The following is a 13,926-nucleotide window of genomic DNA, read 5'->3' as shown; positions in this document are numbered from 1 at the left end:
ATTTAAAAAATTACGTTTCGAATGATTTGATTACTAAAAAATTAAGAATTAATCTCTTATATTTAATGTTTGTATTCAAAGTCCATTTTAAAATTGGCAATGACTAAATATACTAATTACAATAGAATAATAACACATATACAGCCATGAATCAACACGAGGAATATGACGCAATCGTTGTAGGAACAGGAATTACAGGAGGATGGGCAGCAAAAGAACTCTGCGAAAACGGATTAAAAACATTAGTTCTAGAAAGAGGACCTATGGTAGAACATATTAAAGATTATAAAACCATGAATGATGACACTTGGGATTATGGTTTGAAAGGGGAACTTTCTAGGGAAGATAAGAAAAAATATCATGTTCAAAATAGAGTAGGCTGGGCTCCAAAAGAAGACTCCAAACATTTTTTTGTAAACGATTTAGAGCATCCTTATGAAGAAACTAAACGATTTGATTGGATTAGAGGGTATCATGTAGGTGGAAGATCATTAACTTGGGGAAAACAAACGTACCGTTGGAGCGATTTAGATTTTGAAGCCAATAAAAAAGACGGCCATGGTGTTGATTGGCCGGTACGCTACACAGACATTTCTCCATGGTATGATAAAGTAGAAGAATATATTGGCGTAAGCGGACAGAACCTAGGCTTAAAGCAATTGCCTGATGGAAAATTTCAACCTCCGATGGATTTGAACTGTGTGGAAATAGATTTACAAAAATCTATGGCTGAAAAGTTTGATGATGGACGTTTGCTAACTATTGGACGTGTTGCTCATATTACAGATAAAGAAAAACCTATGGAGGGCAGACAACCCTGCCAATACAGAAATAGATGTTGGAGAGGCTGCCCTTTTGGAGGATATTTTAGCAGTAACTCTTCTACATTACCTGCAGCAGAACGCACAGGAAACATGACCCTAAGACCTAATTCTATTGCATATGAAGTTATTTATGACGACACTACCAAGAAAGCTACAGGGGTAAAAATTATAGATGCAGAAACCAATGAAAAAATAACATTTAATGCAGATGTGATTTTCTTATGCGCTTCTTCAATGGCCTCCGTTGGTATCTTACTACAATCAAAATCTGAACGTTTTCCAAACGGATTAGGGAATGATTCTGACGCACTAGGAAGAGGTATTATGGATCACCATTATCAACTTGGTGCCAATGCAAAGGTAGAAGGCTATTTAGATAAATATTACAAAGGCCGAAGACCTAATGGGTTTTATATTCCACGATTTGTAAACTTAGATGAATCATCTGAAAAGAAAGATTACATAAGAGGCTTTGGATATCAAGGTAGCGCAAGCCGGGGTAGTTGGACAGAATCTGTTGCAGAGATGGGATACGGAGCGAGTTTAAAAGAAAATATTTTAAAACCTGGAGAATGGCAAATTGGCGCTACTGGTTTTGGAGAGTTTTTGCCGTATGATGAAAACCGCGTAACCTTAAGCGTTAACAAAAAAGATAAATGGGGATTGCCTCAGTTAAATTTTGATGTTGAATTCAAAGAGAACGAATACAACATGCGTAAAGATATTAAAACACAGATTGCTACTATATTAACAGAAGCGGGCTTCAAAGATGTAAATGTATACGATAGAGAAACAGGGCCAGGTCTTGGTATTCATGAAATGGGTGGTGCTAGAATGGGACACGATGCAAAAACATCTATTGTAAATAAATACAATCAAATACATAGTGTACCTAATGTATATGTTACAGACGGTGCTTTTATGTCATCCTCTAGTTGTGTAAACCCATCCTTAACCTATATGGCCTTTACTGCAAGAGCAGCAAACCATGCAGCAGAACAATTCAAATTAGGTAAATTTGTATAAGTAATAGACAAAAAAAATATGGACAATGCTTCAGCCCGAAATATGTGGGGCGATTATTTAGACAAACATTTAGAAGATGCTTTCGTTACAGCCCCAAAGAGCATTCATTTTTGCGATAATGAAAATGATGCGAATGAATGTGTAGAATTAGTTTTAAAAAACATAAAAAAGGCTACTTCCCCTTCCCTCTTAGGGCTGCAATTACAAAATGAGCCTTTACCTAAAATTGGCGATTTTCTAGTAGTAACAGATTGGAGTGGTAAGGCAAAGTGCATTGTAAAAACTACGGCCGTAAAACTAAAGCCTTTTTTTAGCATAAATGAAGATTATGCACGACTAGAAGGTGAAGGTGACAAAAGCTTAATACATTGGAAAAAAAGCCATTGGGAGTATTACACACGAGAACTAGCGCCTTTTAAAAGAGAACCTAGAGACAGTATGATTGTAGTATGTCAAGAATTTGAAAAAGTATTTAAATAAAAAAAAAGCCGCATAGTGCGGCTTTTTTTCTTTTTATGATTATATATTAATCTAAAACTACCCATGTATTCCCATTTTTATGAGAAGCCACTGTACTTTCTATAAAATTTAAACCTCTTACACCATCCATTATGGTTGGAAACTCACCGTCGTTATATTCTTGACCTCTAATTGCTTTTGATACTCCTAAGTATATATTAGCCATAGAATCAAAAATACCTTCTGGATGCCCTGGAGGCAACTTTGTGCCATCTAAAGACAACTTAGAGTTATAGGCATGACCTGGTTTGTAAACCTGTAATGGCTTATCATCACTCATAACGTATAGGTAGTTAGGATTTTCTTGCTCCCATCTTAAACCACCTTTATCGCCATAAATAGCAATCGCTAATCCGTTTTCTTCCCCTGTTGCAATTTGGCTTGAACGTAGCACACCTTTTGCATTTCCATCAAAACGAACCAATACTGTACCATCAATATCCATTTGATTGTCGTCATACAAGTAATTTAAATCGGCTAGAATAGATTTTACTTGCATACCAGTTGTATATTCAATCATATTAAAAGCATGCACTCCTATATCTCCCATGCAGCAGCTAATTCCTGCTTTCTCAGGATCTAATCGCCAAGTAGAAGACCTCTTTTCTTTATCATGAATTACTGGGTTTAGCCACCCCTGGTAATAACGCACATCTACCTTTTGGATCTTACCTAAAGCGCCTTGTTTAACCATCTCACGCATTTGACGCACCATAGGATACCCAGTATACGTATGGGTTACTGCAAAAATTGTCCCTGCCTTTTCTAAGGTAGCCTGTAGAATTTTAGCTTCCTCATAGGTGGTCGTCATTGGCTTTTCACAGATAACACTAAATCCGTTTTCCAACAATTTCTTCGCCATTGGAAAATGTAAAAAATTTGGTGTGAGTACTGAACATACTTGAATACGCTCTGATTCCGGAAGTTTCATCTCTTCTTCTACTAAGGTATCAAAATCCTTATAAATACGATTTGTTGGAATGTCTATTTCTTCAGCGAATGAAATATTATCCTCGAATTTGGGATTGAAAACTGCACCAACTATTTCGTAATTATCATTTATCTGCGAAGCAACTCTATGCAATATTCCAATAAGAGAGTCCCCTCCTCCTCCTAAAATTCCTAATCTAATTTTCTTTGCCATTTTTATATTTTAATCTTTATATTCAATTTTTTCATTTTTAAAAAATACCATAAAAAGCGCTAAGACTCCCAAAGCAAAAATTGCCGGATAGGTCCAAATAGTTTTCCAATCATGTAAATTCTCTGCAACTAAATAAGTATCCGTAATTTTACCCGCTACCCAGAAACCAATTAACATACCAATACCATAAGTGGCTAGGGTTATTAGTCCTTGAGCAGCGCTTTTATATTTTTCCCCTGCCTTAGAATCGGTATATATTTGACCAGAAACAAAAAAGAAATCATAACAAATACCATGAAGACCAATACCTATGATTAACATAAATGCAAATTCTCCTGCATTACCGTATGCAAAAAGCATGTAACGCAATGTCCAAGCAACCATTCCTGCTAAGATTGTTTTCTTAAACCCAAATTTCTTAAAGAAATAAGGCAACAGCAGCATAAAGAACACCTCAGAAGCCTGTCCTATTGTCATTTTCCCAGTTGGATTATTAACTCCTATTTCTGACAAAAATGGATTCGCATTTTGGTAATAAAACGCTAAAGGGATGCAAATAAATATGGAAGAGATAAAGAAAATTAAAAAATTTTTATCCTTTAACAATCGTAATGCATCAAGTCCTAATATGTCTGCTATTTTAACCTTTTCTCCTTTTGCTACTCCCGGAGGAGTTTTAGGAAGCGTAAAGCTAAACAAGCCTAATACTACGGAGGCTATAGCTACCATTAAAAAGGTGTTTTTAAGCATTCCAACCTCCCGCGATTCTGGTGAATCCCAGAAAAATACAAAACTAATTAGTAAGCCCGCAAGTATCCAACCTATAGTCCCAAAAACTCGAACCAAAGAAAATTCTTTTGCAGGATCTTTCATTTGCTTAAAAGATATAGAATTAACCAATGCCAATGTTGGCATATATAAAATCATATACCCTAATATATAAGGATAAAATGTAGCGAAATCTTCAGCGCCATACATTTGGTACATTAAAAAAGCACCCGCTAAATGCAACACCCCTAATATTCGCTCTGCATTAAAATACCTATCGGCAATAAGCCCTATAATAAACGGTGCGATAATAGCGCCCCATGACTGCGTAGAAAAAGCCATCCCTATTTCAGCGCCACTTGCATTAAGGTTATTGCCTAAAAAAGTACCTAAGGTAACAAACCACCCTCCCCAAATGAAAAACTCCAAAAACATCATCAAGGACAACTGAATCTTTACTTTTAATTTCATTTTATATTATATTATAATTTATATGCCGATTGCGCAATTCTTTGTGCTTCAATTTTTTTACGGATAACAAATAGAATACCAAACAATACCACTAACGCAAGTGGAAAGTATACCATAAAACCTAATACTGCTTTCCCTGCTGCAACTTCAGCTACTTCTCCTATTAATCCTGCAGCAAGTGCACTTTCTTTTTCAGTATCTAGTCTTGACCCAATAATTGGATTCCATATAGAGGTTGCAAACATTCCTGCACCACCTACTAAAGACATTCCAAGCGCCCCAGTTTTAGAAGTATATTCTGATACAAACCCAATCATAGTAGGCCAAAAATAACACACTCCTAATGCAAATAACGCTGCGGCTACATAAATCATAGCACCATCTGCAACACTCATAAAATAAATTGCTGTAGCGGTTATAATTGCAGACATAAGCAGCACCCCTATTGGGTTTAACTTATGGATAATTGGCCCTGCAAAAAAGCGACCTAAAGCCATTATACCTGTTACTAAAGCTAAAACAAGCATAGGGCTTGCTCCTGAACTCCCTAAGATAGATTCTATCCATTGTTGTGGTATAAATTCTGAAGTTGCTGTTAGCGTCATACATACCATCATGAATAAGAATAACGGATTTGCTAGTGCTTTAATGTTAGCTGATGTATTAGATTCAATATTTTCACTTTGAGGAAATTTCTGAGTAAATACCAAAAAGCCATAAATTGCTGTTGGAATTAACATCGTAGCAATTTGCATTTGCCAGTTTATACCTCCGTCTGTCATAAATTTAGACACTAAGGCCCCAATTACAAGACCACCAGGAAACCACACATGAAATTTGTTCAACATAGCAGTTCTATTGTTGGTATACATATCTGCAATCATAGGATTACAAGCTGCCTCTACAGAGCCATTTGCAAAACCTATAAAGAACGTGGAGATAATTAAAGTCCAAAAACCACCTGCATAGATAGTCAACACCAGCCCAAGCAAGTGACAAACAAAGGCAACCATCAATAATTTTTTAGCACCCAAGGTATTATACATAAGACCTCCAAGTAGCATTGCCAATGGAAATCCAAGAAATGCCATACTATTGATCCACCCTAATTCTTGATTGCTTATACCAAAATCTTTCCCTAGTTGGGTTAAAATTCCTGCCCTAATTGCAAAGGTCATAGAGGTTACAATTAATGCCATACAAGCGGCTAAGAAAACTTTACGCTTATTCATTTGTTCCATGTGCTATTATATTTGGTTGTTTGTTTTATCGTTTACAAGGTATGTAACCTATCTGTTAATTGACTAATGGGTTAAAAATACGACCATCTCCCCATAAATTCTCTATTTTAAATTCTTAGCTACCTTAAGCAATAAATCTTTAGTCGCAATAATCCCTTCTTCTTCCGTCAAAACATCTCCCTCATACTCTACACCCACAAAACCTTCATAACCTGCCTCTTTCACGATTTTCATCATTTTAGAAAAATCGATTTTAGTTTCGTTTCCTTCTGCATCAAAATTGTAAGATTTTGCACTTACACCCTTTGCAAACGGCATTAATTCTTGTACCCCTTTATACATGTCATATTCTTCGGCACACTCCCCATTATACACTGAACCATCTTTTCTTTTGATGCAAAAATTTCCAAAATCTGGAAGCGTACCACAGTTTGGCATGTTAACGGTACTCATTACTGTTGCTAAATCTTCCGCATTAGAAGAAAAACCTCCATGATTTTCTACAATTACATTAATATTTTTGTCTTTAGCGTAGGTAGCCAACTGTGTTAAGCCATCTACAGCATTCTCTAGCCATTTTTCTTTAGTAGTTCCTCCCGCAAGATTTACACGTATAGAATGACAACCCATTGCTTCTGCTGCATCTACCCACTTGTAATGATTTTCAACAGCTGCTTTACGTTCTTCTGGTTTTTCTGTAGCAAGATCTCCTTGCCCATCAATCATGATTAGAAGATTTGTCATTCCGTGTTTCTTACTTTCCGCATTACATTTTTCTACGAAAGCCGCCATAGCCTCATCAGAAAAATTTTCTTTCTCCAATTCCTCATAATACAATCCGCTTACATATTCCAATCCAGAAAAACCCCAACTCTTAGCTTTTCCCGCAAATGTATATGGACTTACATTATCATCAAAAATCATCTTATGCATTGACCATTGTGCCAATGATAATTTAAAAAAAGGAGCTACAACAGCTGTATCCTCCACCTTTAAAATAGTATCTTCTTTTTTCTTTTCATCCTTACATGAAAAAAAGAATAAAAAAACTGCAAAAAAGGCAAAAAGCAAACCCCGTTTGTTGAAAATCGAATCTTTCATAATCTCTAAATTAGTCATTTGTTAAATTATCAGCCCACTACAACGTTATAGTGAGATATCCTTGTATTCTTAGCGTTTAAATGTAAAAAATTTATTTTATATTTAATAAATTTACGAAATAAACAATTTTACTGCATGAGCAATTTTTTTTACAACGAAGAACAAGAGTCGTATGATGCGATTGTTGTAGGTACAGGTATAAGTGGTGGATGGGCTGCTAAAGAACTATGCGAAAACGGTCTTAAAACTTTAATTCTAGAACGCGGAAAAATGGTAACCCATATTAAGGATTACCCTACTGCAAATATGGATGATTGGGATTTTCCGAATAATGGTGAATTACCAAAAGAAGATATAGACAAACAACTTAAGCAAGGAAGAACTGGGTATACTGTTAAAGCACCACATAATTTCTGGTTTGTAAATGATTTAGAGCACCCCTATAACGAAACTAAAAGATTTGACTGGATTCGTGGTTATCACGTTGGTGGTAGATCTATCATGTGGGGGCGTCATAGCTACCGCTGGAGTGATATTGATTTTGGAGCTAATAAAAAAGATGGTATTGCTGTAGATTGGCCAGTTCGTTATAAAGATATTGCCCCTTGGTATGACAAAATAGAATCTTATATAGGTGTTAGTGGTGAAAATTTAGGATTAGAACAGTTACCTGATGGTCAATTTGGACCTATGATGGAATTAAATTGTGTAGAACAAACACTTAGAGATAAAGTTTCTGAAAATTTTGATGGTAGAGTTGTAACTGCTGGTCGTGTAGCACACATTACAGGGGAAAAGAAATTTGATGGTAGAAGTAAATGTCAATTTAGAAACCGTTGTATAAGAGGGTGTCCTTTTGGAGCTTATTTTAGCTCTAACTCTTCTACCTTACCTGCAGCAGAAAGCACAGGTAACTTAACACTAAGACCCGATTCTATTGTATCAGAAGTTATTTATGACGATGCTACAAAAAAGGCAATAGGTGTTAAAGTAATAGATCGTTTAACAAAAGAAGAATTTGTTTTTAAAGCAAAAGTGATTTTCTTATGTGCATCATCTATAGCTTCTACTCAAATTTTATTGCAATCAAAATCTGATCGTTTCCCGAATGGATTAGGAAATGATTCTGACCAATTAGGTAGAAACATTATGGACCACCAATTAGGCGTAGGTGCAAATGGTAAATTTGATGGTTTTGAAGATAAATATTATAAAGGTCGCAAACCAAATGGAGTGTACATTCCTCGTTTTAGAAATATAGGTGGCGATACCGACCGTAAAGATTACATTCGAGGTTTTGGATACCAAGGAGGTGCCAGCAGAGGTAATTGGGAAGAATCAATTGCTGAATTATCATTTGGAAAAGAATTAAAAAACAGTATCTTAAAGCCTGGTGGATGGAACATGGGCATCATGGGCTTTGGAGAGGTTTTACCTTACGAGGATAATAGAATGACTCTTGACTATGACAAATTAGATAGCTGGGGATTACCAACCGTTACTTTTGATGCTGAGTTTAAAGAAAACGAATGGAAAATGCGTGAAGATATTAAACAACAAGCTGTTGAAATGCTTGAAAAAGCAGGATTCCGCGATGTTAAATCATTTGATAACCCAGGCGCTTTAGGTTTAGGAATTCATGAAATGGGAACTGCACGTATGGGTAGAGATCCAAAAACATCGGTATTAAACGGTAACAACCAAGTACATGCAGTACCCAATGTTTATGTTACTGATGGTGCTTTCATGACCTCAGCTAGCTGTGTAAACCCTTCATTAACATATATGGCATTTACTGCAAGAGCTGCAAACCATGCCGCAGAACAACTTAAAAAAGGAAACGTATAATGGATAGAAGAATCGCCCTCAAGAATATAGGATTATCACTTGGTTATGTGGTAGCTACCCCAACATTAATTAGCTTAGTACAAAGTTGTAATGAGCAAAATGTTGTGGAATGGACACCAGACTTTTTATCTAAAGAAGAAGGTTCTGCACTACATAAACTAGTAGACATTATTTTACCTAAGACAGATACACCCTCTGCATCAGAAGTAAACGTTCATATTTTTATAGATAAGTTCGCTAACGAAATCATGGAAGTAGAAGCGCAAAATTTCTTTAAAATGTCTATGGGTAAATTTTTAAATAAAGCAGTAGCAGATTCTGGAAAGGAAAGTATTGCAGATTTAAGCCCAGAAGATTTAGAACCTGTTTTAGCAAGTGCATTTAAAGTATCAAAAGATGATGAAGCTAAAAACTTCAAAATGATTAATTCTTACAATGAAGCTATCAAAAATGGAGAAGCTACGGAATTAGATGATACTGTTTCAAGATTTGCGTTTGCAAATAACCTAAGAGGTTTAGTTATCTGGAGTTATAAAACATCTGAATACATAGGTGAAGAAGTTTTAGCTTACTTACCTGTACCTGGTGAATATATTGGTTGTGGAGATTTACAAGAATTAACTGGCGGAAAAGCCTGGTCTATCTAGTAAACCTATAATCTAAAATAAACCCCCTTAATTTTTAAAGTTTCAAAAATTAAGGGGGTTTTTGCAACGTGTTCATTTTTAACAATTTATCAACATCTGTTTAGTATAATAAATACGTATATCTGTTGAGAATGTTTAAAGAAGTACACCTATGGAAAATCATTATATAATTTTAGCGCTTTACATTATTGCCTTCATATCATTAGCAGTACTAAAGCCTTACATAAAGAAGTAGTCTTATAAACCTTGTGTACAAAAAAGCCCTTAGAATTACTTCTAAGGGCTTTTCTGTACTTGTAAATATTATTTAAGAACCACACATTAAACAATCATCATCTGCCTGACCTTCTTTTGCTCTCGCAATCATTTCTTTCATCTCTTGAGGCGTCATGGGCTCTATAGCTACCTCTTGCTGTATAACAGGGGTAGCGGCTATTTTAACCTCAGGCTTAAGAACTGGTGTCGCCGCTACTATTTCTGCATCCGCAGCAACACTAACAGGAACCTCTTTTTTCTTTGTATTATCTAGTGTAAACTTAATGGCATCTACTGCAGATTTAGTTCTTAGATAATACATTCCTGTTTTTAAACCACTCTTCCAAGCATAAAAATGCATTGAAGTTAATTTAGAAAAGTTAGCGCCCTCCATGAATAAGTTAAGAGACTGACTTTGATCAATAAAATACCCTCTTTGTCTAGACATATCTATAATGTCTTTCATGCTTAATTCCCAAACAGTTTTGTATAACTCTTTAATATCTTGAGGAATGATATCTATATGTTGAATAGAACCATTGGCTCTCATTAGCTCCTGTTTTAGACTCTCATTCCATAATCCAAGATGTACTAAATCTTCTAACAAATGCTTATTTACAACAATGAACTCACCAGACAGTACTCTTCTCGTATAAATGTTAGACGTATAAGGCTCAAAACATTCATTATTCCCTAAAATTTGAGAGGTAGATGCTGTTGGCATTGGCGCTACTAATAAAGAGTTCCGCACCCCGTTTTTCTTCACCTCTTTACGAAGTTTATCCCAATCCCAACGGCCAGATAATTCCTCATCTTTTATTCCCCAAAGATTGTATTGAAATTCCCCTTCTGAAATTGGAGAACCCTCATAACTAGAATAAGGCCCTTCTTCTTTCGCCATTTCCATTGAAGCGGTTACCGCTGCAAAATAAAGCGTTTCAAAAATCTCTTGGTTTAATGCTTTAGCTGCGTCGCTTGTAAATGGCAAACGTAACATTATAAAAGCATCGGCCAACCCTTGCACCCCTAAACCTATTGGCCTATGACGCATGTTAGAATTTTCAGCCTCTTTAACTGGGTAATAATTTCTATCTATAACCTTGTTTAAGTTTCTTGTTACACGCTTGGTAACTCTAAACAATTCTTTATGATCAAACTCACCATTCTTTATAAACATTGGCAAGGCAATCGATGCCAAATTACATACTGCAACCTCATCAGGAGAGGTATACTCCATAATCTCCGTACACAAGTTTGAAGAACGAATAGTCCCTAGATTCTTTTGATTACTCTTACGGTTTGCTGCATCTTTATACAACATGTAAGGCGTACCTGTTTCAATTTGAGATTCAAGTATTTTTTCCCAAAGGTCTCTTGCTTTTACTGTTTTACGGCCTTTATTTTCAGCTTCATATTTTAAGTACATAGTTTCAAAAACCTCACTATGGTGCTTAAATAAATCTGGACATTCATTAGGACACATTAGCGTCCACTCTTCATTAGCCTCTACTCTTCTCATGAATAAATCTGGAATCCACATGGCATAGAATAAATCTCTAGCACGCATTTCTTCTTTCCCATGATTCTTTTTAAGATCTAAAAACTCATAAATATCAGCATGCCATGGCTCCACATAGATTGCAAAACTACCTTTACGTTTTCCTCCTCCTTGATCTACGTAGCGTGCCGTATCATTAAATACTTGCAACATTGGAACAATACCATTTGAAGTACCATTAGTCCCTGCAATATAGGATCCTGTTGCACGTACATTATGTATAGACAAACCTATACCTCCTGCAGATTGAGAAATCTGAGCAGTTTGTTTTAAAGTATCATATATACCGTCAATACTATCATCTTTCATTGCCAAAAGAAAGCAAGAAGACATTTGTGGTTTTGGAGTCCCTGAGTTAAATAATGTTGGTGTAGCGTGTGTAAAGAACTTTTTAGACATTAGCTCGTAAGTCTCTACAACCGCTTCTAAATCATCTAAATGTATCCCCACAGACACCCGCATTAACATATGTTGAGGACGTTCTGCTATTTGACCATTAATTTTTAAAAGGTATGAACGCTCTAATGTTTTAAAACCAAAATAATCGTAGCCAAAATCTCGGTTATAAATAATAGTAGAATCTAAAAACGCGGCATTTTCTGAAATCACTTTAAATACCTCATCAGACAACAAGGGAGACTTCTTACCATTTCTAGGGTTTACATATTCATAAAGATCTTTCATCGTATCTGCGAAAGATTTCTTTGTGTTCTTATGTAAATTAGATACTGATATCCTTGCCGCTAATTTTGCAAAATCTGGATGCGTTGTTGTCATTGTTGCCGAAATTTCAGCCGCTAGGTTATCTAGCTCTGAAGTTGTAACACCATCATACAACCCTTCGATCACTCTCATAGAAACTTTTATAGGATCTACTAGCTCATTTAGTCCGTAACAAAGTTTACGAACTCTTGCCGTAATCTTATCAAACATCATTGGTTCTTTTCTTCCGTCTCTCTTTAGTACATACATGGGCTACAAATATTTTTAGTGATACAATGGCCTTGGTCATGCCTTTTTCAAAGCACAACAAGTTGCGTTTATAGTTCATTATTTCTATTAGGAAAGCCTATAGAAATAATAGTGTTTTATCGTGTAGTTTTAGAAGTCTGCGTCGAAGCTAATCTTAGAATCTCCTTCCTTATCAGAATTTAAAACTCCCGCTTTTTGATATTCTGAAACTCTTTTTTCAAAGAAATTAGTTTTTCCTTCCATTCCAATCATATCCATAAAATCAAATGGATTTGTTGAATTGTAAACCTTATCACATTCTAATTCAACCAATAATCTATCGGTTACAAACTCAAGATATTGTGTCATTAATTTAGAATTCATACCTATCAAACTTGCTGGTAATGATTCTGTGATAAATTCTCTTTCAATATTTAATGCGTCTACAAGTATTTCTGTGATACGTTCTTTTGGAACTTGATTTATGATATGCTTGTTATGAAGATGCACAGCAAAATCACAATGCATTCCTTCATCACGAGAAATTAATTCATTAGAGAATGTTAACCCAGGCATCAAACCTCTTTTCTTCAGCCAGAAAATAGAGCAGAATGATCCGGAAAAGAAAATGCCTTCTACTGCTGCAAATGCAATAAGACGCTCTGCAAAACTTGGTGAATCAATCCACTTTAAAGCCCAATCTGCTTTTTTCTTAATAGCAGGAAAGTTTTCTATTGCTTGAAAAAGAACCGTTTTTTCTTTTTCATCTTTAACATAAGTATCAATCAATAAAGAATAGGTTTCAGAATGGATGTTCTCCATCATAATTTGAAACCCGTAGAAAAACTTAGCCTCTGAATACTGAACTTCATTTACGAAATTCTCTGCTAAATTCTCATTTACAATCCCATCAGATGCAGCAAAGAATGCCAAAATATGTTTTATAAAGTAACGCTCATCATCATTTAACTTATTATTCCAATCGTTAGCATCTTCACTTAAGTCAATTTCTTCTGCTGTCCAAATACAAGCCTCTTGTTTCTTATACCACTCCCACAAATCATTATGTTGAATTGGAAAAATCACAAATCTATCTTTATTCTCTTGTAAGATGGGCTCTATTACTGACATATATTTTTAAATTTTTCATTAAACCTTACGCAAGTAAAAAACTTACAAGATAGGTTAACAAAGATTGGAAATAATCAGTTGTAAAGAAAGGATGTTTATTCTTTTCTAGCACAAAGTTTTTAACACAAATTGTTGAAATGTACCTTTAGAAGTGATGTTTGCTGAGCTTAGGCAGGCTTTGGCTTTTCTTAAAAAAACACCAATAATTACACAAGAATATATACAATAAAAAAAGACCGAAAAGTATTTAAAAAACATACTCTTTGGTCTATTTTTAAAACCCTAAGGTTTCAAATAAATCCTGCCCAACCCAGCTACTCCTAAGACATTATTTTACAACAAAAAACTACTCGTTGGTTTAGGAAGTTCCCCCCGAAACCTAAAAACCTACTTAAAAACGGAATTAAAAACTCTGCCTTTTAATTTATTGTCGTCATATATA

At 35.3% G+C, this 13,926-nt stretch carries 10 protein-coding genes; 4 read left to right on the top strand and 6 right to left on the bottom strand.

The genetic code is table 11. The features are described 5' to 3' along the window. Window positions 1-146 precede the first annotated feature (146 nt). Window positions 147-1,850 carry a GMC oxidoreductase gene (locus CELAL_RS08650; protein ID WP_013550525.1) on the top strand — a complete coding sequence of 568 codons (1,704 nt, stop codon included), beginning with the start codon at window positions 147-149 and terminating at the stop codon, window positions 1,848-1,850. Window positions 1,851-1,868: 18 nt separating this feature from the next. Continuing rightward, window positions 1,869-2,330, top strand: coding sequence for an ASCH domain-containing protein (locus tag CELAL_RS08645; protein ID WP_013550524.1), 462 nt, complete (start codon window positions 1,869-1,871; stop codon window positions 2,328-2,330). 46 nt (window positions 2,331-2,376) lie between these two features. Here CELAL_RS08645 and CELAL_RS08640 read toward each other — a convergent pair whose 3' ends face one another. From CELAL_RS08640 to CELAL_RS08625, 4 genes are all read right to left on the bottom strand, one after another. After that, window positions 2,377-3,513 (bottom strand): Gfo/Idh/MocA family protein, encoded by a 1,137-nt coding sequence (locus CELAL_RS08640; RefSeq protein WP_013550523.1) that lies wholly within the window; start codon window positions 3,511-3,513, stop codon window positions 2,377-2,379. 9 nt (window positions 3,514-3,522) lie between these two features. Next, on the bottom strand, window positions 3,523-4,752 hold the full coding sequence (locus CELAL_RS08635) for a nucleoside permease (protein ID WP_013550522.1): 1,230 nt from the start codon (window positions 4,750-4,752) through the stop codon (window positions 3,523-3,525). 11 nt (window positions 4,753-4,763) lie between these two features. Beyond that, complete coding sequence (locus tag CELAL_RS08630; protein ID WP_013550521.1) at window positions 4,764-5,993, bottom strand: MFS transporter; 1,230 nt, start codon at window positions 5,991-5,993, stop codon at window positions 4,764-4,766. A gap of 102 nt (window positions 5,994-6,095) precedes the next feature. Next, window positions 6,096-7,094, bottom strand: coding sequence for a sugar phosphate isomerase/epimerase family protein (locus CELAL_RS08625; RefSeq protein WP_041558052.1), 999 nt, complete (start codon window positions 7,092-7,094; stop codon window positions 6,096-6,098). Between the two features lie 135 nt (window positions 7,095-7,229). Between CELAL_RS08625 and CELAL_RS08620 the strand changes: the two genes are divergently transcribed. Together CELAL_RS08620 and CELAL_RS08615 are read left to right on the top strand one after the other, a co-directional pair. Continuing rightward, window positions 7,230-8,942, top strand: coding sequence for a GMC oxidoreductase (locus tag CELAL_RS08620; RefSeq protein WP_013550519.1), 1,713 nt, complete (start codon window positions 7,230-7,232; stop codon window positions 8,940-8,942). Further along, window positions 8,942-9,589: a gluconate 2-dehydrogenase subunit 3 family protein gene (locus CELAL_RS08615; protein WP_013550518.1), complete on the top strand. Its 648-nt coding sequence runs from the start codon at window positions 8,942-8,944 to the stop codon at window positions 9,587-9,589. Before CELAL_RS08620 ends, CELAL_RS08615 begins: the two co-directional genes overlap by 1 nt. Window positions 9,590-9,896: 307 nt before the next feature. Here the strand turns inward: CELAL_RS08615 and CELAL_RS08610 are convergent, their stop codons facing one another. Next, on the bottom strand, window positions 9,897-12,374 hold the full coding sequence (locus tag CELAL_RS08610) for a ribonucleoside-diphosphate reductase subunit alpha (protein WP_013550517.1): 2,478 nt from the start codon (window positions 12,372-12,374) through the stop codon (window positions 9,897-9,899). Window positions 12,375-12,503: 129 nt separating this feature from the next. Then, window positions 12,504-13,484 carry a ribonucleotide-diphosphate reductase subunit beta gene (locus tag CELAL_RS08605; protein WP_013550516.1) on the bottom strand — a complete coding sequence of 327 codons (981 nt, stop codon included), beginning with the start codon at window positions 13,482-13,484 and terminating at the stop codon, window positions 12,504-12,506. Window positions 13,485-13,926 lie beyond the last annotated feature (442 nt).

The organism is Cellulophaga algicola DSM 14237, assembly GCF_000186265.1.
Lineage (GTDB): Bacteria > Bacteroidota > Bacteroidia > Flavobacteriales > Flavobacteriaceae > Cellulophaga > Cellulophaga algicola.
This window is presented reverse-complemented; position numbering and strand designations above follow the sequence as displayed.